The sequence below is a fragment of the Salinibacterium amurskyense genome (assembly GCF_002797685.1).
GTDB lineage: Bacteria > Actinomycetota > Actinomycetes > Actinomycetales > Microbacteriaceae > Rhodoglobus > Rhodoglobus amurskyensis.
Genome location: NZ_PGFH01000001.1, coordinates 1,814,972 through 1,837,187, shown reverse-complemented (window position 1 = coordinate 1,837,187; position 22,216 = coordinate 1,814,972). Strand labels below are relative to the sequence as shown.

Genomic DNA, 22,216 nt, shown 5'->3' with positions numbered 1-22,216 from the left:
CCGATTCGGCAAATCTTCTTGCAGAAACTATACACTCGCGCTCACACTGCTGACATGGAAAATACTCACTGGGATGCTGTTGTCATCGGCGCCGGGCCCGCAGGCCTGAGTGCTGCGCTTTTACTCGGTCGCGCACGCCGCCGCACGCTTGTCGTGGATGCGGGGGAGCCCCGTAATCGTTTCGCTGCTCATATGCATGGGGTGCTGGGGCACGAGGGATCCTCTCCGCAGCAGTTGCGCCACACAGGCGAAGCCGAGCTCGGGATATACGGCGTCGAGGTCGTTGCCGGCGCGGTCGATCGCTTGGATGATGTGAGTGATGGCGTGCGCGTCGCGTTGCAGGACGGCAGCGTGCTGACGACCCGCGCCGTAGTGGTCGCAACAGGAATCGCCGATGTGCTCGCTGAGATCCCGGGCCTCGCCGAGCGGTGGGGCAGCAGCGTAATTCACTGCCCTTACTGCCACGGGTGGGAGATTCGCGACTCCGCCCTGGGGGTTCTCGCGACAGAATTCGTCGGACTCCATCAGGCCTTTCTCGCCCGCCAGTGGAGCGACAACGTCACGGTCTTCACGGCCGCGGTGGGTGATGTTCCAGAGGAGACCGTCGCGCGCTTGCGATCTCGAGGAGTGAAGCTCATCGATTCTCCCGTGGTGGAGCTTGCGGGTGAGGCAGGCGGGCCGATCGCAGTGCACACCGCCGACGGCCTCGTGACGTCCATCGATGCTCTGTTCACCGCAGGAACGCCGCGGCCACACGATTCGTTCCTGACCGATTTGCAGCTCGCGCGCGCTGAGATTGCGGGCGTTTCGATGGTCGCGGTCGATGCCGCCGGTAAGACGAGCCACGATCGCATCTGGGCTGCGGGCAACGTGGTGAACCCGATGCTGACCGTTCCCATGTCCATCGGGGCGGGAGCGATGGCAGGGGCCGCCGTCAATGGAATACTCGTGGTGGAAGACTTCGATCTGGCAGAACGAACACTGACGCCAACTGAATTCTGGGAACAACGGTATGCCCACAACACTCAAGTGTGGTCTGGTCATGCCAACGCGGTTCTCGCTGACGTGGTTGTGTCAATCGAGCAACGTTTGGCTGCCGAAACCCCCGGCGGCGCCCTTGGTCAACGAACTGCAATCGACCTAGGGTGCGGAGAGGGCGGAGACGCGCTGTGGCTTGCCGCGCGGGGGTGGAAGACCACAGGAGTGGACATCTCACGGACTGCCCTCGAGCGTGCGCAAGTCGCAGCTAACGCGGCGCAACTTTCCAGCGACCAACTTCGCTTTGTCGTCACGGACTTGTCGGAGTTCGAGCCAGAAGACAGTTTCGACCTAGTAACCGCGAGCTTCTTACAGTCGCCCGTGCGTCTCGCCCGCGCTGAGATTCTCCGCGCGGCGACAAGCATGGTTGCTCCTGGCGGTCATTTGTTGGTCACAGCTCACGCCACATCCCCCTTTTCTGGCATTGGTGGCGAAGACCACGATCACGACCACGATCAGACTCAGACTCACTCTTTCGAGGCCGACTTTCCCACTCCGGATAAGGAACTGGAAAGGCTCCGTCTCGATCCCGCTGAGTGGACAGTCGTGCTCAAGGAGCTGCGGCCGCGAACGATCACGCGACCGGATGCTGATCCCTTCACCATCGAAGACTCGGTCGTGCTGGTGCGGCGCTCTTAGGGCGCGCTGTCAGAGCGTGAGCTGCCAGAGTGTGGTTGCGCGCGCGAGGTGGGTTGCTAGGCGGCGAGGTGGGTTCCGTCGGTCGTCGAGTGCGGTGCCTCGAACGATTCGATGTGGGCGAAGTGTCCAGCATTCGAGGCAACTTGCTGCGACGCGTGCGGGAGGACCGACGCGAACCAGTCATCATCCGCGGAACTCACGAATACGTCGCGGTCACCGCGTACGAGAGTAACGGGGCACTGGATGCTCGCCCACTGCGTTTCGTCGTATCGTGCTGCAGCCACCGCCGCGCGAACGAACGCCGTGGGTCGGACCTCTGACGCCAGCGAATCGATCACTGAGCTATCGAGCGTGCCGCGGTGTGCGAACAGGGGAGAGCCCAGCGGGCCGAGCAGTCGAAGGCGGTGAAGCGTTCGAACGAGCACAGTGCCTGCTGGCCCGAGCGCGCTCAGAAAGCGCATCGCTCCGAGCATCCCTCCCAGCAACGGCAAGACGCCGAAGTGGCGAATTGGATGACGCAGTACTGAAAGTGCGCCGGGTCCCGTTGCTGAGATGGCGGTCACGCTCACGGTGCGCTCCGGGTGCCTGGCGGCAATGGTGAGCGCGAGGTGTCCGCCGAGCGAGTGGCCGAAAATGCTCCACTTTGCGTAGCCGAGCGTTCTGGCTACGTGGGCTACGGCATCCGCGAGGTCTTCGACTGTGGCGCTGGCAGCAATGCTGCCACTCTCGCCCCAGCCCGGTAAGTCGAGGGCGACCACGTTGGTCAGCGGCCGGCCGGTCGCGTGAGATGCACGAATAAGGGGGAGCCAGGTCGTCCAGGATCCTGCTGCGCCGTGCAGAAGGAGGGTCGCGGAGTCTGACAGCGCGGCGGCGTTCGGATCAACATGCGCGACGACATCACCGAGATCCGTCGGAACCACAACACGCGTCATGCCGGCGGTGGCGCGGTCGAACCGATTCTCGGCGTTGTACTGCGTGCTCGTGGCGGGTGTCGTGTTCACCTCCGTGGTTCGGAGCCGACGCAGCTATCGATGGGATGAATGCGCGGCACCGAATTCGTGGCGGTGCGCTACTGCACAACCTCGATCTGAGTGGATGCTGCTGCCTCACCGATGGAGCCGAGGTCGATCACGTTTTCGAAGCCGGCATCTTCCATCATCGCGACAGCTTGCCCGGAGCGATTGCCCGACTTGCAGTAGACGGCGTACTCGGCCTCGGGGTCGAGGGTGGGGAGTGCGGCGGCGAAGTCTCCACCATTGAGGTCGAGAAGCGTGGCGCCGTCAAGATGACCGGCGTCGTATTCGGCCGGGGTGCGAACGTCGATGAGGATCGTGTCAGCGCTGAGCTCGACAGTTTCACTGGCGGTCGAGCATCCAGCGATCGAGGCGAGCACGACGAGGGAACCAGCGAGAGCGGCGAGGGGACGGAACATTGTTTCTCCTTGGGATACGGGTGGTTATTCGGAAACCCGGCACGAATCGCCTGGGCAGTATTGGGGTGGTGTTGTGGTGAGCACGCGTTGAAGGGCGCAACCAACGCAAATGCCGAACGCAGCTTCTAAGAACAACATGGTGAGGCACAGGCCACACAGCACCAGTGTGGCTTCGAGCGGCGCACCCAGGAGGCCCATTCCGGCGCACGAGAGAAGGGCAAGGCCGTAGCCAAGCCACCACGCGAACTCTTTCTGCGGGGCACCGACCCAATTCGGCTGCTGTCGTCGCACGATGAGGCGGCCGAGGGCCAAGGTCGGCGACCAACGATCTCCGACCGTGACGCGTACGAGCATGTCGAGCATGAAGAAGACGCCGAAAGGCCGAAGGGGCGCAGCTGAATGTTGGATGACAGCAAGCGTGATCGAGATAGCTCCGGCGAGAAAGAGAATGCCTGCAGCTACACGGACAGCGCGCTCGTTCACCACTGGAATGTCGTAGCCCTCGACAACGGAACCCACTGTAGGGGCTTTCGCTGAGTTCGGTGCTGTCGTTGCTGGTGTCGTCGTGGGCAACGGTCATGCTCCTGACAGGAGTGGTATGAGCCGAGGGATTTCTTGCACGAGCACGAATGCTCCGATCACGAGCACGAAGATTCCAAAGCCTTTGCGCAGGGCGGTTTCGTGGATGCGACCGGCAAGGGCTGCTCCCACAAACGAACCCGCAACGGCAATGCCGGTGAAGGCGAGGATCGTCGGCCACGGCAGGTCGACAGTAAAGAGGTGAGCGGTGAGCCCGGCAGACGACTGCATCGCGATGACGAGCAGTGAAGTGCCAACCGCAACTGCTACAGGAAGCCCACCGAGAAGGGTCAGTGCGGGAACGATAAGGAATCCACCGCCGGCACCAACAAGCCCAGCAGCAATACCGACAAAGAAGCCGTCACGAATTATGCGGATGACGGGCAACGGGGTGGGCTCGTGGATCGAGCCTGCGGGCACTTTCTTTCGCCCGCGGATCATGGCGGTGGCTGTGGCAACCATCATCGCTGCGAACAGCACCATGAGAATAGTGCCGGGGATGAAGCCTCCGACAATACCGCCGGCGAAAGCACCTGCCATTCCAGCGACGCCGAAAATCAATCCGGTGCGCCAGCGCACGCGACCGACTCGAGCGTGGTGAAACACGCTCACTGCACTCGTGACGCCGACAATAAATAGTGAAGCCGAGATCGCCTGCTGCGGCTCAAAGCCCGCAACGTAGGTGAGGATCGGCACGGTGAGGATCGAGCCGCCCCCGCCGAGCATGCCGAGGGAAACTCCCACGAGCACGGCGAGGGCCAGCGCGATAATCAGGTTTGGTTCCATGAGGGTGCGTTAAACCGCGGGGACTGCACCGGAAGTTGCGAGCCAACCAAGGTACGAGCCATCCAGTTCCGCTACGTCGTAGCCAGCGCGGCGCAGGGCACTCGCGGCCACGCTGTTGCGCACTCCGCTCTGGCAATACGTCACGATGGTTCCTTCGCGGGGGAGCTGGTCGAGCGACCACATGACGCGGCCACCGCTCAATTGCTCGGCACCGGGGATGTGTCCCTCGGCGAACTCGGTTTTGTTGCGAACGTCGAGCAGAAGCACGCGCTCAACGTCATCGAGCTTGGCAGGATCGACGAGTTCGGGCACCACGAGGGTGAGTCCGTCGAGAGTCGTCACGAAGCCTGACACCGTGTCGATGCCCACGCGCACGAGGTGATCGCGCAACTCTTCGGCATTCTCAAGATCGTCAGCCAGAAGGATGACGGGACGCGTTTCTGTCTCGGGGTTGTAGACCCAAGCGCCGTAGCTTGCTGCTTTCTCGGGCCCAGGGACGTTGAGGGATCGCGGCACAGTGCCACGGTGAACTTCGCTGTTGTTGCGGGTGTCGATAAGGATGGCGCTGTCGGCGTCGAGCGCTGTCGCGACTTCCTCGCTCGTGTACTCACGCAGCGGGCTAACGGCGCCCATAACATTCGGGCCCTGTCGGTTCTGTGCCTTCATGCGACCAAAGTAGGCGTGAGCATCAGGTTGACCATTCAGCAGCTCGTCGATGAAGCCCTGCTCATCGTTGTTCTCGACGTAGTGGCTCCACCACGCGAATGCGCGTTCGTAGCCAACGGTAGTTGTCGGAATCGCGCCGAGAGCTTTGCCGCAGGCGCTACCGGCACCGTGGGCAGGTAAAACCTGCACATAGTCGGGGAGAGTCAGGAAGCGGTCGCGCAGGCTAGCGAAGATGTCCTTCGCTCCGCCGAAGCGAGTGTCGATGCCGCCAGCGGCTTCATCAAGGAGATCGGGGCGGCCGAGGTCGCCCACGAAGACGAAGTCTCCGCTCAGCATGAAACCGGGAGCGTCCGCTTGCGCACCATCAGTCACCAAGAACGAGAGGTGCTCGGGCGTATGCCCGGGAGTGTGAACGGCCTGCAGTGTGATGTTTCCGAGAGTGATGGTGTGGCCGTCTTTCATGCGCACAGCACCGTCGAAAGCACTTCCATAGGTCCAGTCGGGGCCACCCTCGTCAGAGACAAGGATTTCCGCGCCTGTACGGGCAGCGAGTTCGCGAGTACCAGAAAGGTAGTCGGCGTGAATGTGGGTTTCGGTGACGGCCGTGATGGTCATCCCGTTCTTCGCGGCGATCTCAAGGTAGACGTCGAGGTCGCGACGAGGGTCAACGACGATCGCTTCGCCCTTGGCCTGGCAGCCGATGAAGTAGCTGGCCTGAGCGAGGTCGGTGTCATAGATACGTTCGAGAAGCATGATTACTCCAGTGAGTGTTCGCTATGTCCGGGGGAGGGATGGTGTGAACGGCGGCAGGTGGCTAGTGGTGGCTGCGTGTTAGCAGTGGCAACGATCGTTCTCTGCGACGTCGACGAGGGCATCCTCAATGTGTTCTCCGCAGCCAGCCCAGGTGGGCTTACCGCAGTTCTGGCAAGTAACTTGTGCGCACATGTGGTCTCCTAACGACCGAAGAGGCGGGCGAAGAAGCCGCCCTGAGTGGCTTTTGAGGCGTCAATCTCGGACTGCGAGTGCTTGCCGTTGCACCAGTTGGATGCGGGCACACTGCGCTTGACGGACTGGATGTGTTCTCCGCATCCGGCCCACGTTGTTTTACCGCATATGCGACACGTGACTGCTCTACACATAGATCTTCTTTCGTTGACTGACTATTCGTAAAATACCCTAGGGGGTATGCTTGAACTATACCCCACGGGGTATCGAAACTGTCAACTCACTCGAGAGAAACGAGAACAAATGGTCCCGCCACCAGGGTCAGGGTCAGCAGCAGGAACAGCGTCAGCCGCTGATTCCGAAGCTCAAAAGAAGATCGCAAACCGACTGCGTCGCGCTCAAGGGCAACTCGGGGCGCTCATCACCACGGTCGAGAGCGGCGCCGGCTGCCGCGATGTCGTTCACCAGTTGGCGGCCGTCTCAAAAGCCCTTGACCGTGCTGGCTTTCTCGTTATCTCCGAAGCGATGCGGGAATGCTTGATTAACCCTGATGCTGAGGGCTCGCCTCAGTCGGAGGAAATCGAGAAGCTCTTTCTCTCGCTCGCCTAACGATTCGGTGCTAGCGGCGCCACGTTCCGAGACCCTGCGCGTCGAAGAACTCGAGAGTTACCCCGGCAACCGCTCCGCCGGAGCGTTCAAAGGTTGCCGATGAGAGGGAACCCGGCGGCGCATTCTCACCGGTGGGAACGAAGGCGAAGGTGTCGGAATCCCACGGTTCGAGCTCGAGTAGATAGCCGCCACGGGGGCCAAGCGCTGCCTGCAGAGCGCCATCCACTTCGGTCACGACAAGGTCGCCAAAGTAGCTGTTGCGGTAGGTTCCCGCATAGTCGCTGAGGTAGACGGATGCTCCCGCGGTGCCGGGAGCAGTAGTGTCAACGAGATCGCCCGCCGGCGCGCTGAGGCCCGAGAGGGCACCGCGGTAGTCGCCAATCCACTCTCGAGTGATCTCCCCGTACTGCACCAGATCGAGGAACTGTGCGTTAACCGCTTCGGCCGTGCCGATCGGGCCAGCGTTGGTCAGCGTCACAATTCCAAGATCGAGACTCGGTACGAGTTGGTAGTTGGTTCCAGCACCCAGAACGAAACCGCCCGAGTGGCTCACCGTCGTGCGACCGTTCGCCTGGCTCCCCACATTGAAGCCGAAGCCATAACTTCCGCTGCGCTGGTCGGGGGCGGAAGCCCGCGCGCTAATGCTTTGCGCTGTGATGGCAGGCGTCAGCGATTCGGGGGTGACGAACTGCTGGCCGGCGTATTCCCCGCCGGAGAGCACCATCGTCATCCACTTCGACAGGTCTCCAACGGTGGATGAGACGCCGCCGGCGGGGGACTGTGGGTCGGGGTTTCGCTCGAAGAGCGGTTGAAACTCGCCGTCTAAGAGCGTGTGCAGCGTGGCTCGGTTGGGCTGCGCTACGAACTCCGCATAGCTGGAACTCGAGGATGACATGTCGAGCGGCTCGTAGACGAGCTCCCGCACGGCGTCTTCCCACCGCAGGTCGAGCGCCGCCGCTGTGGCCTCGGCTCCCACCGTGATGCCGTAATTGGAGTAGTGGTAGCTACTGCGAAAGTCGTCGAGTGGTTGATAACGCAGGTGATCGAGGATGTAGTCGCGCTCGTAGCCCACGTCTTCGAGGTCATCGCCCGCGCCCGTGGCCAGCCCGGTGCGATGGCTGAAGTAGTCCGCGATCGTGGCGTTCTGGGTCACGTACGACTCTGCCAAAGAGAAGTCGGGCAGCAGCATGCGTACCGGGGTGTCCCACTCCACGGCACCTTGCGTGATAGCGCGAGCCGCGACTGTGGCAGAGAGCGACTTCGAAACCGAGGCGATCTGAAAGACGGTGTCGGCATCCACTCGGTCGCTCGTGCCGACTTCGCGAAGCCCGAACCCCTCAGCAAAGATCATGTCGCCGTTGTGCACGACGCCGATTGCCATGCCAGGTGTGCCCGACTCATTCATAGCCGCCTCGGCCAGCTCAGGAAGTTGCTCAACAGCAGCAGCAACTGCGCGTGCAACTTCTACGTCACTGCTGCCCGCGCTGAGAGCAATTACATCAGAGGCAGGCGAGTCGCCCGTAATGACCTTGAGACCGTTGGACGCCGCTGCCGTGCATCCCGAAACCGCAACGGAAACAGCAAGCAGCGCTACGATCGCGGGCGCTGAGCGCGAGCGGCGGACAGTGTGGAACTTGGTCGAAGTCTCCATACAACCACCCTAGAACCTGGGCGGCGAACCCGGCAGGGCTAGAGAGCAGTTGCCTCGAGAATGAGGCGAATGAGCTCTACGACGGGTTCCCGCAAAGCGGTAGTCAGAATGGCGAAGACCAGTATGTTGAGCACGACGGTGCCCCAGAATGCCTGGCGGAACATCGGCTTCTGCGTTTTGTGGCGCAGCCGTTGCTGGGCCAAGATCGCTCCGGGCCAGCCGCCGAAGAGCCCGAGTCCGAGAAGGGCACCCTCTGACACTCGCCACTGTCGTGTCTGCGCAGCCTTCTTATCGCTCGCGTACGAGCCGTAAGTAATGATGCTCATCACCAGATACAGCGCGGCGAAGATCCACGGTAGGGCACCAATCGCCGTCACGGTGCTGATGGCAATGACGAAGGTTGCCAAGACCACGTAGCTCATGGTGCCGGGTTTGCGTCGCTTCACACGTAGCGGGCGGCCCGAGGCTGAAAGATAGCGGATGTTGCGCGCGCGAACTTTGCCTTCCCGCGTGCGTTCGATGACAAAACTGACCCGCTCGCCGGGCACCGGGCGCGTCTCGCGCGGCGGAAATGCGGAGATGTGCGCAAAAACACGTTCACTCTGAGCGCCAGCAGCCTCAGAGCCAGCGGCGTCGTCAACATCGATGAACCCGAAGCCGCGTTCGTCGTTCCATGAAGCTAGCGCGCCCTCGCGACGTGTGCTTCCGAAACCCATGTACTGAGGGTAACCTGCTGAGCTTCGTGCTCCTGCGTTACAGGGCCCAATTGGGGTACTAGCACCCGCACGTTTTTGTGCTTATGATTACCGAGACATCGTGGTGATGCCTAGCAATCGTGTCCATTCGGGAGTTCTTCCCCGGACCGTCAGAAAGATCAGATCAAACGGGATGAACATCACCGACTTCGCTGTTAACGCGCTTGGATTCGTGGGCACTGGTTTCTCTTTTCTCATGTGGATGCCGCAGGCCCGCATCACCTGGCAGAGCCGTAACGATGCGGTTCGACTTGCCGGAATCTCGGAGACCACGCAGTGGCTCTTGGTCATGGGCTACACCGTGTGGGGTGCTTATGGCGTTCTGAGCGCGTCGATGTGGGTCGCGGCTCCGAGCGTGATCGCGATTCCTCTTGCTGCAGCAACGATCGTCGTGATCCGCCGTGGCCGTCGACTGCCGGATGAGGGGCGTTCGTTCCCGATCTTCTCGAGCACGGATGCCGATCCGCTCGTCACGATCAGCGACGGGTTGGTGGCGCTCACTGAGTCGATCCCGATCATTTCGATGCACCACGAGACTGCCACCGAGGCAGCGGACGGTGCGCACACACCGTCGGATGTGTTGGGTGAGCCTTTGCCTCAGTCGGCCGGTTATGCGGCCACGGGCGCGATCCCGATTCTGGCGTAGTTAGCGCCGACTACGCTTCTTCGGCAATGTGAGGTTCGTGAGGGAGATCGTCAGCGGTATCGTCGCCGGCGTGCTGCTTCAGCTCGGCAGCATCGCCGCGTAGAGCCATCGCGATAACCGGGTAGATCAGCACCGAAAGCAGGCCGGCGCCGACGAGGGCGGCAGCGATCCCTGAACTGATGTAGTCACTATCGACGCCGATCGCTGTTACGGCCACGATGATGGGCAATCCGGTTGCCCCGAGAAGGCCGAGGGCGGCGCGTTCGCGCTTGCTGGAACCCTTCGGGGCGGCGAACATCGACGGTACGCCGCGCACGATGAGCAGGAGCACCAGAAAGACGGGCACGAGTGCGGCCACACTCCAGTCGGAGGTGAGTGCACTGAGTTCGAAGGACACTCCCGTATTGATGTAGAAGATGGGCACGAGGAATCCGAAGGCGATCGCATCCAGCTTGGAGTCGACCATCGCTCGGTCACGCTCGGGAGCTTGGCGCATCATGATCTGCCACAGCAGTCCGGCGACGAAAGCGCCGAGCAGCATGTCGAGGTCAAGAACGATGCTTAACACCACGAGCGCTGCAACGATAAAGATGACTAGGCGGATCGCGAACTGGCCTGAAGTGTGCAGCGTTGCGGTGACGAGGCGGTGGAGCGAGTTGTGCTCGATGCGGGCTGCAAGTAACAGCAGCGTCATCGCAATCAGGATGAAGATGCCCAGCACGACTGTGGAGGCGCCGAGAGAGCTCGCCCCGAGGAAGATCGAGATAGCGATCAGCGGGCCGAACTCACCGACAGCGCCGAGGGCGATTGCGGAGCCGCCAAAGCGAGTGGGGAGTTCACCAGCATCACGCAAGATCGGCATAATCGCGCCGAGCGCAGTTGAGCAGAGAGCGATGCCGATGACGACAGCGCCGAGGCCGGGTTCGATAAGAAAGCCAATCGCGACACCGGCCAGCAAGCCCACGAGCCAGCCGAGGGATGCTCGTCGCCCGTTGCGGCCGCGAATGGCGCTCAGCCGAATCTCGTTTCCGGCCATAAAGAACAACATCGCCAAACCGAAGTCCGAAAGCTGCTCGACGAATTCGGATTCACCGACCCAGCCCAGAACGCTCGGCCCGATCAGGATGCCGAGGATGAGTTCGAAGACGACGATTGAAATTCGTACGACGGGGGAGAGTGCCCGCGCGAGCAGCGGCGCCAGGACAGCCAGAATGGGGATCAATACGAGACCCCAGTTTGCCGCTCCCATAGCTTCGTCGGTGTTAGCCATTGCGCACGAAACTGTTGATCTCGGCGGCGATCACATCGCGCACAACAGAGGTGTTGAGGGTGGCTTCACCGTCTCCGGCCTGAACCCCGTAGTCGCCGAAGCTCGCGTGATTGGCACCGTCAATCGGAAAGAACGTGGTCGACGTCGGCAATAGGTGCGCGGCATTCATGATCTTCTCCGGAGTGCTCAGGAGATCGTTGCTGCCGCTGAGACTGAGAACACGAGTGTCGACCTCCGAGAGGTCGTTGGCGCAATAGCTGCCGAAGAGTACGAGGCCGTTCACGTCGGGCTGTTCCGCGTATTGGCACGCACGCACGCCGCCGAGCGAGTGGCCGCCAACGAACCAGGAATCGACATCCGGTACAGCGCTCGTGAACGTGTCCAGCGAGCGTTGATCGAAGAACGCAAGATTCAGGATTGGTTTGGTCACGACCACGGTGAGCCCAGATTCGGCGACCGCTCCCGACAGCTTGTAGAGGTAGGCATCCGCGCTCACTTTGGCGCCCGGGATGAAGAGCAGGCCTTCGCCGGTGGCGTCCCCGGTGGGTGTGAGGATGAACGAGTTCGAGTTCTCGGTGATGTGCACGGCGGGGTTGGAGCGTACGCTCTCGAGCGGGTCCGGCTCGGCCTGCATCACACCGACGTTGGCCCAGACGAGCATTCCAACGACTGCGAGAACGATAACGGCAGCGAATGAAATAAAGACGTTGCGGACTATGCGGCGGGTGCGAGAGCGCGATGCCGCAGGAGCGGAAGCAGTTGCCTCGGCCGCCTCGGTTGGCTCGCTCGACTCGGTGGGGTCGTTTGCGGCGGAGGGCGACGGTTCGGCAGCGGGCATTGCCCCAGTCTATTGAGTGCGAACGTCCCACCGCGCGGGTGGGCCAGTGCGCGGCGACGGGATGCGGCGCTTTCAGGAATATCCACGACTCAGGGGCGTTGAATAGCAGTGATGACTACACCACTTCGCCTTTCCGTTCTTGATCTCATTCCCGTTCGCAGCAACCAGACTTCTGCTGACGCCCTTGCAGCGACCACCGCGCTCGCTCAGCGCGCTGATGATCTGGGTTTTTCGCGCTACTGGGTGGCCGAGCATCACAACATGAAGGCCGTCGCGTCGACGAACCCGGCCGTTCTGATTGGTATTTTGGCGGCGCAGACCAAGAACATTCGCCTCGGTTCTGGGGGAGTGATGCTGCCCAACCACGCGCCTCTCGTGGTGGCTGAGCAGTTCGCGATCCTCGAGGCTGCATTCCCCGGCCGCATCGACCTGGGCATCGGTCGCGCTCCCGGCAGCGACCCCGTGATCACCTCGTACTTGCGGATGACGGGCACGACTAGCGATGTCGATGCTTTCCCGCGCAACGTGGCCGACATCCGCAGCCTCATGAACCCTGAGGGTGCCACGTTGCAGCTGCAACAGGGCCGCACCTACGAGCTCACGGCGACGCCGAACGCGGCTTCCGTCGCTGACCTGTGGCTGCTGGGCTCGAGCGACTACTCGGCCCGTTTGGCCGCCTCGCAGGGCATGCCCTATGTCTTCGCTCACCACTTCTCGGGCGAGGGAACCGCCCGCATCCTGGGGCTCTACCGGGACAACTTTGTGCCGTCAGAGCAGCTGAAGGCGCCCAAAACCTTCCTGACACTCAATGTGGCCGTCGCTGAAACAGCGGCGAATGCTCGTGCCGCAGCCCTGCCCCAATTGCAACAAATGGCGCGACTACTGAGTGGCATGCCGCTCGGGCCGCTGGCCACGATCGAAGCGGCCGCTGCTACGGAGCTCGCTGCGCCCCAGCAGCAGATGGTGGATGACATGGCCGAGCGCTGGGTGATCGACGAGCCAGTTGCTGCAGCAAACCGCATTCGCTCGCTCGCAACCCGCTTTGGTGTTGACGAAGTCATGGTCGTGCCCGGTCTCTCGGCACACACCGACGACGCCGCGAACACGTCACCCGTGCGCGTGCGCGCACTTGAGCTGCTGGCCGAACAACTGCTCGCCTAGCCACCGATTGCGCTGTCGTAGCGAAGTTTCGCGACTACTTGGGAAGAGTGGCGTTGGCCCGTAAACGCAATTCACGCACACCGTTACGCTCTCGAACCTCAACGTGGGAATGATGCGACGCAACAAATTCGCTGAATGTTTTGAACTTCAATGATGCTTCATTGAACGAAGGGTCAATTCGAAGCATCTGATTCTTGACGCCCGAACTGTTGAGCCACTCTGAATCTTCCTTCTGTTGCACCAGCAGCATCGCCCGCACGAGCATCTTGAACGGCCGCATTCCGCTCGCCGCTGCACCACCCGGTGACGTGGACGGTCCCTTCGCGGTCGCCGCCGGTTGTTGAGTACCAGCGCTTTTCGCGGTGACAGCCGTCGTCTTTGTGGGCTGAGCGCTTGTAGTGCTTTTCTGCGTGGCAGCCGATTTGAGGGTCTTCGCCGCAGTAGGTTTAGCGGTTTTCGTTGCGGTGACAGTTGTGCTTTTGGGCGCCGTGCTCGGCTGCGGGGATGCTGGGGGCGTTCCAAACTCGACGCCAGGCAGTGAGTCGTAGTCCGCGAACTTATCGCACGATGAAGTGAGAGCGTCACTCGTGCCTCCGGCAACTCCCACCCCCACAACGAAGCGCCCCAGCGTTTTGGCTCGCTGGGCGAGTGCCACATAGTCCGAGTCGCCGGCCACGATAACGACGTGAGTGATATCCGGCAGCCTGAACATGTCCTCCATCGCATCAACCGACAGGCGGATGTCTGCACCGTTCTTCATCAGGGCGGTGAGCGGGAAGAGCTGTACGAGTTCCACCGCCCGGTTAATGAACTGCTTTTGGTAGGAAGCGTTCACGGGCACCGACCAGTCGGCGTAGGCGCGACTGAAAGCCACTGTTCCGAACGACGATGCGTAGTCGAGAATGGCTTCGACATCCACTTCGGCTTCGAGCAGTTTCGTGCCGACCACACTGGGCGTTGCGCGATTCGAATTATGAAAGCGGGCCTTGTCCTTCTGGAACTGCCCATTGCCGTGTTTTTGGTTGTAGCGCGAGATGACGATGTTGTCGAAATCGATGTAGACGGCCACTCGGCCGTCGCTTGGCATGGCCAATGTGGTCTCCTCGGGAAAAAAAGTTCTTCTCAGTCTTCTGGTGAGGCTCTCTCAAGACAATCCCCGCATTCGGGGCAATCACTGGGAAGCGGCCCTGGCGACATTTTCTCGACTCAACGAGGGCCGCTGAGTTCCACGTCGCGCAACATGGAATTAACATTCCATGTGCTTCACTTTTGACAACCCGCTGGATAGAGTCCCTCACATGGAACGCAGTGCCACGTCGTATCATTCACAGGGGCTAGTCAAGGCTCTCAAAGTGCTCAAGGTGCTCGGCGCGCAGGAGAAAGCGCTCAGCCTCGCTGAATTATCAGTCGAGCTCGAACTCCCGAAGTCGACCCTCATCCGGTTGCTTTCGGTGCTCGAACAGGAGGCTTTCGTCTACCGCGAGGGTGACCCGCCGGTGTACGCACTGGGGCACGCGGTGCTCGACATCTCCGAGTCGTACCGTCGAGTCGCGAACACCGCTGACGTCGCCGCACCGTATTTGAAGACTCTCGCTCACGAGACGGGCCTCACCGCCAACCTCGGTGTGCTTGAAGGGCGTTGGGCGCTGCACTTGTGCGTGCAAGAACCAGACCGTCCGTTGCGGTTCCGGTCGCGTGATGGCTCGCTCGACTACACCTACTGCACGGGCATCGGAAAGATGTTGCTCTCAGAGATCCCGGTCGACCAGATCGCCCAGCACCTGCCTGAAGAGCCGTATGCCCGCTTCACGGAGTACACGATCGTAAACCGCGAGCAGATGGATGCGAACCTCGCCACCATTCGCGAACGTGGCTACAGCCTCGATGACCAGGAACGTGACCTCGGCGTCATTTGCCTCGCTGTTTCTATCCCGCTGGGGCTGGACGTTCCTGTCGCGATCAGCGTCTCAGGCCCCGCCGGCGAGCTTGCCCCCGAGCTGCGCGAAGCACTCTCGCAGCGCGTTCACGATGTGGCGGCCGAGCTTGCCGCCGACCCACGATTTGTTGCCGCCTTCCGTGCTGAGCGCGGCGGCCAGCGAAAAGGAGAAAACCATGATCGTTGATGTCCACACTCACAACCACCAGCCCGAACACTGGGGCGACGAGCACAAGAAGAACTGGGAGCCCGCGTACGGTGAGCCGTACCCGCGTATCTCTCCCGCTATGTACGACGCTGCGATGACAAAGGCTGGCGTCGATGTCGCCATTGTCTTCGGTCTTGCCGCCACACGTGCCGGGGTGCACACTCCGAACCGGTTCGTGGCGGACTACTGCGCTCAGCTGTCAACGCCGACGGTTGCCTTCACCGCGCTCGACCCGCTCGACACCGACTGGCGTGACCAGCTTGACGAGGCCTATGAGCTCGGTTTCAAGGGCGTCAAGCTCTATCCAGTTCTGTCGCTCTTCGATCCGCTCGACCCCTCATTCGATGAGTTCTACCGACTCTGCTCCGAGCGACGGATGACCATCCTCTGGCACATGGGTGCGACGCCCAGTGCGCAGGGCCGACTCTCGCTCAGCCAACCGCTCGTTGTCGAAGAAGTTGCTCGCCGGCATCCAGATCTCAAGCAGATCATGGCGCACATGGGGCACCCGTGGCAGCGCGACGCCGTTGTCGTTTTGCGCAAGCACGCCAACGTCTTCGCCGATGTATCCGCGAGCTGGCACCGCCCGATGGATGGCTTCATGGCTCTCGTCAATGCCCAAGAGTGGGGCGTCGTTAACAAGTTGTTCTTCGGCAGCGACTACCCGCTGTGGGAGCCGGCTGACGCGATTGCGCGTTTCCGCTCTCTCGCCGACTTCCGTGCGGGCAACCTGCCCCACGTTCTCGAAGAAACTGTCGAGTCGATCCTTCACCAGGATGCTCTTTCACTTCTCGAGATCCCTGACCCACGGCTCGCCAAATAGCCCGCCGTGATGACTACCCAATCGATGAAAAAGGAGCAAGATACCGTGCCTAGGACAGCCGCTGCGCTGATCAGCGAAGCCAAAGAATTTATTCCAGGAGGAGTGAATTCGGCAACTCGGAACTTTGGTGCGCCGTATGCCTTCCGCGATTCTCAGGGGGCTTACCTGACGGACTACGACGGTCGCCGTTACGTGGATTACCACGCAGCATTCGGTGCCATCTTGTTGGGACATTCCGACGAGCGTGTCACGGCCGCCGTCACCCAGAGCTTGAACGGTCTCGACCTCGTAGGTCTGGGCGTGAGCGAACTCGAAGTAGAGGTTGCTCGCATGGTCGCGAAACTCATCCCTTCGGTTGAAAAATCCGTCACGACAATGAGCGGCACCGAAGCCACGATGCAGGCCGTGCGACTCGCTCGTGGCGTCACCGGCCGCAAGTACCTCCTCAAGTTCCAGGGTTGCTTCCACGGTTGGGGAGATGCCGTTGCTCGCAACGTCGCGTCGCCGGCCGACCGCATCGGAACCGTTGACCCGCTTTCCACCGGAATCCTCGAAGACGCTCTGGGCTCCACGCTTGTCGCTGACTTCAACGACCTCGACTCGGTTCGCGCCCTCTACGAGCGCTACCCAGATCAGATCGCAGCGATCATCCTCGAACCCGTGCCGCATAACGTTGGCGCGCTGCTTCCCGACCAGTCCTTCTTGGAAGGGCTACGAGAGATCACCAAGGCCGAGGGAAGCATCCTGATCTTTGACGAGGTCATCACTGGCTTCCGTCACGCTCCCGGTGGCTACCAAGAGCTCTGCGGAATCACCCCCGACCTCACCAGCTATGGCAAGTCGATGGGCAACGGTTTCGCCGTAGCCGGGCTAGGCGGTCGCGCTGATCTCATGGACAACTTCTCGTCCGCTGGCGGTGGCGTCATGCTCGCCGGTACGTTCAACGGCGGCCCCGTCTCGATGGCCGCAGCAATCGCCACCATGACGGTCGCCAGTGATCCCGAAGTGGGAATGCACGAGTACACCGGCCGCCTCGGCGCTCGGATGCGGGATGGGCTTCGCGACATCACCACTGAGCTCGGCATTGCAGCTCACGTGACGGGCCTCGGCAGCGTCTTCATCTGCTACTTCATGGATCGTGAGCCCAAGAGCTACAACGACCTTCTGGAGAACAACGACGTTGCTTACGCCACCTTCCACCGCCGGATGACCGACCGTGGCTTTGTGATGTACCCCATGACGCTCAAGCGCAACCACATTTCGCTCGCGCACACCGAAGCGGACATCGACCTCACGCTTGAGGCCGCTCGCGAGGTGCTGCAGGAAATGAAGAGCGAAGGAATTTTCGCATGAGTGCGCGCCGGGTTCTTGTCGTCGGAGCGGGGGTGATGGGTCACCGTCACGCCGTTGCAGTTCGTGCTGTTGGTGACCAGATTGCTGCTGTCGTCGACACGGATCTGGCGCGAGCTAGCGCCGTTGATTCGGGTGCTAGTACCTATACCTCCGTGCAGGAGGCGCTTGCTCAGGAGCACGACCTCGATAGCGCGATCATCGCCACTCCCTCTGCCGGGCACCTTGTGCAATCGACAGAGCTGGTAGCGGCGGGGCTCGATGTTCTCGTGGAAAAACCCCATCGTGTTCCTGGGCAAGATCCTGCACTGCTGCGTGACGCTCTTCGCACAGGTGGCCGACTCTTCGTCGGAATGTCCACTCGCCACTGGGCCGGCGTAAAAGCTGTGGTTAGTGCCGTCGCTGACGGAGAACTCGGCGAGATTCTCACCTACAACGACCGCATGCAGTTTCACCTCGAAGAGGACAGCCTTCCCGGGTGGTACTTCAACTCCGCTGTCAGCGGCGGGGGAGTGCTTGTGACGAATGGCGTGCATGCCTTCGATCGTGCTCGCGCAATCCTCGGTGAGGAGTTGCAGTTCCACACCGCAGCGCTCAAGCGTGTGAACCCCAGCCACGAGACCGAAGACCACGCGAGCGTGATCGCTCGCGTCGGGGAATCGACCATTGCATCCATCGATATGTCGTGGGTGCCGTTCGACCCGATTGGCACAGGGCTCATCGTGATGGGCACCAGAGGAACAGCTCGCATTTATATGGATGGCTCGTGGTCGATCTCGGCTATCGGCGTTGAGCGCAGCGGCCCGTCGATCAACATCGATCGAGCACCGTTCATCAGCCAGTGGACGAGCTTTCGCGACGAGGAAGCGGGCTTTGGGCTCGACGATCTCGAACCCACTCTCGAACTAATCGAACAGATTTATCAGGAGGTTCCCGTTGTCTGAAGTATCGCTGCTCATCTACCCCTGGGACGTCATCGCCGACGGCGCTGAACGCGTTGTCGAGACGGTTGCCGAACTCGGTGTCGACCGCCTCGTCATCGCCACCGCCTATCACTCGGCTGAGGTCATCTCTCCTCGCCGCCTCGACCGTGTCTCGACGGTGGCGGAAGCAAACACGAGTCACTTGCCCCTCGGCTTCAACAACTTCAGCGGCTTGGTCGTACCGCCCTCCTCCATCGCGACCGAGCATCCGGATCTCTATCCCTCGCTCAAGCGTGCTGCGGATGCCGCGGGCGTTTCGCTCAGTGGTTGGGGCATTGCATTCCACAACACCACGATGGCGACCGAGCATCCCGAAGCAGCAATCAAGAACTGTTTCGGCGACGCGTTCACCCATGGACTGTGCCCAGCAAACCCTGCGGCTCAGCAATACGCGGTTGAGCTTGTGGGGGAGATCGCCGGCTCGGGACTGTTCGATCGTGTGTTGGTCGAGAGTCTCTCGTACCTGCTCTACAACCACGGTCATCCCCACGAACTGTGGGGCGCCCGCCTCGACCCGACCACGCGCTACCTTCTCTCACTGTGCTTCTGCAGCCACTGTCGAGAACAGGGAACAGCCCGCGGAATCGACGTTGGAGCCCTTCGGCTTCGGGTCTCGAACGAACTTCACCGCACCTGGAATGCCGACGCACCCGCCGGTCGCGACGCCGATGATGGTGCCGAAATCGCGTCGCTTCACATGATGTGGCCCGATCTTGCGGCCTACACCCGCATGCGTAACGACGTGGTCACCGAGCTCGCTGGCCGCGTTGCCCGCGAGATCCGCGCCAAGGGCGCAGTGCTCGATCTCAGTGCCGCAGTCTGGGGTCGCCCCGCCTTCAGCAATTGGATGGAGGGTGTGGATGTCGCAGCGAGTGTTGCTGTCGCCGACTCTTTCGTTCTCGAAAGCTACTATCCGACCGCTGGCGAGGTTGCTCGTGAACTCGACCACACTCTCGCCGCGGCCGCGCTCTCCGATCGTGGAGCAGAGTCTCTGGCCTCCGCGATCACTCTCTGGCCCAGTTTCCACCCGACGAAAGACAGCTTTCTGTCGAAGGTAGATGCCATCCGCGGTTCGGGCGTGAGCAAGCTCGCTCTCTACAACTACGGCACCGCAACCGCACCGACACTCTCGTGGATTCGGGAAGCCGCCGACATGATGAGGAGCGGATCATGACCTTCAGCCCCACCCTGTTCGATTCTGTGGAGACTCCGGCGTTGCTGATCGATCGCGCGCAGATGATGCGCAACATCAGCATGATGGCGGAGTTCGCGGTGAAGGCGGAGGTTGCTCTTCGTCCTCACTTCAAGACCTCGAAAATGATAGAAGTCGCTCGGCTGCAGTTGCAGGCCGGCGCTATTGGATTCACTTGCGCAACGATGGCGGAGGCCGAAGCCTTGCTCGCTGCGGGAATCAACGACGTCTTCTGGGCGAACGCTCCGGCTTCTGCTCAGAAGGCTCGCTTTGCCGCCGAGGCCAACCACACCGCGCGCCTAGCGGTCGGAATCGACTCGGTCGAACTCGCTGCAGTGCTGTCTCAGGCTGCAGTGGCGGCCGACTCTACGATCCCGGTCATCCTGGAGATCGACACTGGCCTCGCTCGTACCGGAGTGCTGGCCGCCGCAGCGGACGACGTCGCGGCTGAAATCGCCGCCCTACCGGGCATCCTGCTCGATGGCGTCTACATGCACGAGGGCCAGCTTGCCAGCCTTAAGGGCACTCGCGACGAGATCGTCGCGGCTGGAACGGGCGCCGCCTCGTCGTTGGTTGCTGTAGCGGAACAGCTGCGAGCATCCGGTCACACCATCTCGGTGGTCTCAGTGGGCTCGACGCCCGGCTGGGAATCTGCACCGCGCGTAGCTGGTGTCACCGAAGCCCGCGCTGGAACCTACGTCTTCTTCGACGCCAACCAATTCCGACTCGGATCGGCTTTGAGCGCACAGTGCGCCATTACGGTTCTCAGCACCGTGGTGAGCGTTCCCGCTGCCGATCGTCGCGTCATTGATGCGGGCATCAAGGCGATGAGCTCCGACCGCTCTAACCGCGGCGACACCTTGGGGCTCGTGACGGCTCCCGAAGGGGCCCTCGCTGACGACATCGTCTTCGAGCGCGCCTACGAAGAGCACGGCATCCTCAACGGAACCGGCATTGACGAACTCGGCTTCGGAAGCCGAGTTCGAATCATCCCTAATCATGCGTGTGGCGTCGTGAACATGTTCAGCCGCGTACACGTCGTCGAAGGCAGTGACGTCGTCGACATCTGGAATCCCGTCGGTAGGCATTAACCAGCCAGCGGGTCACTAGTAACACCCCTGCACCAACCAAGAGAAGTAACAGAAAGGTAGCGCAATGAGTAACAAGTCACCATGGCGTCGGTCGTTGATCGGCCTTGCCGCAGTAAGTTCGCTCGTGCTTACAGGATGCGCTGCTGAGTCATCAAGCAATGACGACTCAGCAGCGATCAAGGATGAGGTAGTCGTAGCTCTGGCGGGCGACATTGACAACTTCGATCCTCACACCAATCAGCTCATCATCTTCGAATTTGCGATTCGTGAGCTCGTGTTCTCGTCTCTCGTCGACTACGACGCCGAGCTGAAGCTTCAGCCCGATCTCGCGACGTACGAGGTAAACGAAGACGCAACGGTGTTCACGTTCAGCCTAGCGCCGGATGCCGTATTCCACGACGGAACCTCAGTTGACGCTGATGCCGTCATCGCTTCGATGGAGCGCGCCGGCACAGCAGAAGACTCGATCTGGTCGGGCCGTCTTGCCGACGTCGCCTCGTACGAGGCAACGGATGAGTCGACGGTCGTCATCACACTCAACAACCCGGATGCCACGTTCCTCGCGGGTCTCGCATCGATCGCGATTGTCGCTCCTTCGAGCTTCGACACAGCGACCTCAGAGCCCGTAGGTTCAGGCCCCTACGAGTTCGAGAGCTGGACGGCGAACACCGAGATCGTGCTGACCAGCTTCGATGACTACTTCGGCGATGTATCGCCGACGGAAACGCTTCGACTGCAGCCGATCGCCGACCAGCAGGTCGCGCTCAACAATCTCTACAGCGGAAGCGTTGACATTCTCGCCAGCGCATCAGCCGCAACGGTGTCGCAGCTCGACGCCGACCGTGCCGCCCTCGTGGAGCCGGTGGCATCGAACAGCCTCTCGCTGATCGAGTTCAACTCTTCGGGCAAGCTTGCTGACCCGATGGTGCGCCAGGCTCTGGCTCACGCCCTCGACAAGGACTCCATTCGGGAAATCGCCTACGGTGGCGGAGGCTCGAGCAGCTGGAGCCCATTGCCTGAGAGCAGCTGGGCCTACTCCGCGCAGGATGGCTACGAGTACGACCTCGATAAGGCCGCGACAATGCTCGCTGCTGCTGGCGAGTCTGACCTCGAGTTCTCGCTCGAAGTACCTTCCGGCTTCCCGGAAGCTGAACAGCTCGCCCGCGTCTGGCAGGCATCCTTGGCTGAAATCGGTGTGACCTTGAACGTCAACATCACTGAAATTTCGGTCTGGCTCGACGCTTACGTGAGCCGCGGCTATGACGCCACCTGGAATGTGTTCAACGTTGGAGCGGACCCCCACTCCTTCTTCGACATCATCATGACTCCGCACCTTGCGGACGACTACCAGAACCAGACGGTATCCGATCTCGTGCTTGACGCTACCCGCGTCTCTGACGAGGCAACTCGGGGCGAGCTCTACGGCGAACTCCAGCAGATTCTCGTTGACGAACTCCCCATCATGATCGTGCAGTCGACCCCGGTTGCGTCGATCGCTGGTCCGGAGGTCTCGGGCTACGAGGTCAACCCGCTCGGCTGGGCTCTGCTCTCGCAGGTCACCGTCAGCAAGTAACACCGCGCACGACACAGCACGCAACACGAAGAAGAAACGAGGGAG

General features: G+C 61.5%; 22 protein-coding genes. 11 read left to right on the top strand and 11 right to left on the bottom strand.

What is annotated here, in order from left to right:
• Positions 1 to 54: 54 nt before the first annotated feature.
• Complete coding sequence (locus tag CLV85_RS08775; protein ID WP_100389148.1) at positions 55 to 1,677, top strand: bifunctional NAD(P)/FAD-dependent oxidoreductase/class I SAM-dependent methyltransferase; 1,623 nt, start codon at positions 55 to 57, stop codon at positions 1,675 to 1,677.
• Positions 1,678 to 1,733: 56 nt separating this feature from the next.
• Here the strand turns inward: CLV85_RS08775 and CLV85_RS08770 are convergent, their stop codons facing one another.
• The 6 genes from CLV85_RS08770 to CLV85_RS13525 all read right to left on the bottom strand — a co-directional run bounded on the left by CLV85_RS08770 (position 1,734) and on the right by CLV85_RS13525 (position 6,279).
• Positions 1,734 to 2,678 carry an alpha/beta fold hydrolase gene (locus CLV85_RS08770; RefSeq protein ID WP_100389147.1) on the bottom strand — a complete coding sequence of 315 codons (945 nt, stop codon included), beginning with the start codon at positions 2,676 to 2,678 and terminating at the stop codon, positions 1,734 to 1,736.
• A gap of 68 nt (positions 2,679 to 2,746) precedes the next feature.
• Positions 2,747 to 3,109, bottom strand: a complete 363-nt coding sequence (locus tag CLV85_RS08765) for a rhodanese-like domain-containing protein (RefSeq protein ID WP_100389146.1) — start codon at positions 3,107 to 3,109, stop codon at positions 2,747 to 2,749.
• A gap of 24 nt (positions 3,110 to 3,133) precedes the next feature.
• Positions 3,134 to 3,682: a DUF4395 domain-containing protein gene (locus CLV85_RS08760; RefSeq protein ID WP_100389145.1), complete on the bottom strand. Its 549-nt coding sequence runs from the start codon at positions 3,680 to 3,682 to the stop codon at positions 3,134 to 3,136.
• A 3-nt stretch (positions 3,683 to 3,685) separates the two neighbouring features.
• The gene (locus CLV85_RS08755; protein ID WP_100389144.1) at positions 3,686 to 4,474 is read right to left on the bottom strand and encodes a sulfite exporter TauE/SafE family protein; all 789 of its coding nucleotides are present in this window, start codon (positions 4,472 to 4,474) and stop codon (positions 3,686 to 3,688) included.
• A 9-nt stretch (positions 4,475 to 4,483) separates the two neighbouring features.
• Positions 4,484 to 5,893, bottom strand: coding sequence for an MBL fold metallo-hydrolase (locus CLV85_RS08750; RefSeq protein WP_100389143.1), 1,410 nt, complete (start codon positions 5,891 to 5,893; stop codon positions 4,484 to 4,486).
• A 200-nt stretch (positions 5,894 to 6,093) separates the two neighbouring features.
• On the bottom strand, positions 6,094 to 6,279 hold the full coding sequence (locus CLV85_RS13525) for a hypothetical protein (protein ID WP_100389142.1): 186 nt from the start codon (positions 6,277 to 6,279) through the stop codon (positions 6,094 to 6,096).
• A 109-nt stretch (positions 6,280 to 6,388) separates the two neighbouring features.
• On the opposite strand from CLV85_RS13525, the gene CLV85_RS08740 reads away from it, so the two are divergent.
• Complete coding sequence (locus CLV85_RS08740; RefSeq protein WP_100389141.1) at positions 6,389 to 6,694, top strand: metal-sensitive transcriptional regulator; 306 nt, start codon at positions 6,389 to 6,391, stop codon at positions 6,692 to 6,694.
• Between the two features lie 10 nt (positions 6,695 to 6,704).
• On the opposite strand, the gene CLV85_RS08735 is transcribed toward CLV85_RS08740, so the two are convergent.
• Together CLV85_RS08735 and CLV85_RS08730 are read right to left on the bottom strand one after the other, a co-directional pair.
• The gene (locus tag CLV85_RS08735; RefSeq protein WP_100389140.1) at positions 6,705 to 8,345 is read right to left on the bottom strand and encodes a serine hydrolase; all 1,641 of its coding nucleotides are present in this window, start codon (positions 8,343 to 8,345) and stop codon (positions 6,705 to 6,707) included.
• A 38-nt stretch (positions 8,346 to 8,383) separates the two neighbouring features.
• Positions 8,384 to 9,061, bottom strand: coding sequence for a DUF1294 domain-containing protein (locus CLV85_RS08730; RefSeq protein ID WP_100389139.1), 678 nt, complete (start codon positions 9,059 to 9,061; stop codon positions 8,384 to 8,386).
• Between the two features lie 172 nt (positions 9,062 to 9,233).
• Between CLV85_RS08730 and CLV85_RS08725 the strand changes: the two genes are divergently transcribed.
• Positions 9,234 to 9,746, top strand: coding sequence for a hypothetical protein (locus tag CLV85_RS08725; RefSeq protein WP_100389138.1), 513 nt, complete (start codon positions 9,234 to 9,236; stop codon positions 9,744 to 9,746).
• 10 nt (positions 9,747 to 9,756) lie between these two features.
• Here the strand turns inward: CLV85_RS08725 and CLV85_RS08720 are convergent, their stop codons facing one another.
• Complete coding sequence (locus CLV85_RS08720; protein ID WP_229820209.1) at positions 9,757 to 11,016, bottom strand: cation:proton antiporter; 1,260 nt, start codon at positions 11,014 to 11,016, stop codon at positions 9,757 to 9,759.
• Positions 11,009 to 11,854: an alpha/beta hydrolase gene (locus CLV85_RS08715; protein ID WP_100389137.1), complete on the bottom strand. Its 846-nt coding sequence runs from the start codon at positions 11,852 to 11,854 to the stop codon at positions 11,009 to 11,011. The genes CLV85_RS08720 and CLV85_RS08715 overlap by 8 nt, the downstream gene beginning before the upstream one ends.
• A gap of 111 nt (positions 11,855 to 11,965) precedes the next feature.
• Between CLV85_RS08715 and CLV85_RS08710 the strand changes: the two genes are divergently transcribed.
• Entirely contained in the window at positions 11,966 to 13,015 is a 1,050-nt protein-coding gene (locus CLV85_RS08710; protein ID WP_100389136.1) for an MsnO8 family LLM class oxidoreductase, read from the top strand.
• Between the two features lie 34 nt (positions 13,016 to 13,049).
• Here CLV85_RS08710 and CLV85_RS08705 read toward each other — a convergent pair whose 3' ends face one another.
• Positions 13,050 to 14,102 (bottom strand): NYN domain-containing protein, encoded by a 1,053-nt coding sequence (locus CLV85_RS08705; RefSeq protein WP_100389135.1) that lies wholly within the window; start codon positions 14,100 to 14,102, stop codon positions 13,050 to 13,052.
• Between the two features lie 211 nt (positions 14,103 to 14,313).
• Between CLV85_RS08705 and CLV85_RS08700 the strand changes: the two genes are divergently transcribed.
• The 7 genes from CLV85_RS08700 to CLV85_RS08670 all read left to right on the top strand — a co-directional run bounded on the left by CLV85_RS08700 (position 14,314) and on the right by CLV85_RS08670 (position 22,171).
• Complete coding sequence (locus CLV85_RS08700; protein ID WP_158592993.1) at positions 14,314 to 15,138, top strand: IclR family transcriptional regulator; 825 nt, start codon at positions 14,314 to 14,316, stop codon at positions 15,136 to 15,138.
• Positions 15,128 to 15,982 carry an amidohydrolase family protein gene (locus tag CLV85_RS08695; protein ID WP_157847486.1) on the top strand — a complete coding sequence of 285 codons (855 nt, stop codon included), beginning with the start codon at positions 15,128 to 15,130 and terminating at the stop codon, positions 15,980 to 15,982. Before CLV85_RS08700 ends, CLV85_RS08695 begins: the two co-directional genes overlap by 11 nt.
• Positions 15,983 to 16,027: 45 nt before the next feature.
• Positions 16,028 to 17,335 (top strand): aspartate aminotransferase family protein, encoded by a 1,308-nt coding sequence (locus CLV85_RS08690; protein ID WP_205030346.1) that lies wholly within the window; start codon positions 16,028 to 16,030, stop codon positions 17,333 to 17,335.
• The gene (locus CLV85_RS08685) at positions 17,332 to 18,276 is read left to right on the top strand and encodes a Gfo/Idh/MocA family protein (protein WP_100389132.1); all 945 of its coding nucleotides are present in this window, start codon (positions 17,332 to 17,334) and stop codon (positions 18,274 to 18,276) included. Before CLV85_RS08690 ends, CLV85_RS08685 begins: the two co-directional genes overlap by 4 nt.
• The gene (locus CLV85_RS08680; protein ID WP_100389131.1) at positions 18,269 to 19,489 is read left to right on the top strand and encodes a hypothetical protein; all 1,221 of its coding nucleotides are present in this window, start codon (positions 18,269 to 18,271) and stop codon (positions 19,487 to 19,489) included. Before CLV85_RS08685 ends, CLV85_RS08680 begins: the two co-directional genes overlap by 8 nt.
• Entirely contained in the window at positions 19,486 to 20,598 is a 1,113-nt protein-coding gene (locus CLV85_RS08675) for an alanine racemase (protein ID WP_100389130.1), read from the top strand. The genes CLV85_RS08680 and CLV85_RS08675 overlap by 4 nt, the downstream gene beginning before the upstream one ends.
• Before the next feature lie 64 nt (positions 20,599 to 20,662).
• Positions 20,663 to 22,171 carry an ABC transporter substrate-binding protein gene (locus tag CLV85_RS08670; protein ID WP_100389129.1) on the top strand — a complete coding sequence of 503 codons (1,509 nt, stop codon included), beginning with the start codon at positions 20,663 to 20,665 and terminating at the stop codon, positions 22,169 to 22,171.
• Positions 22,172 to 22,216: the final 45 nt, after the last annotated feature.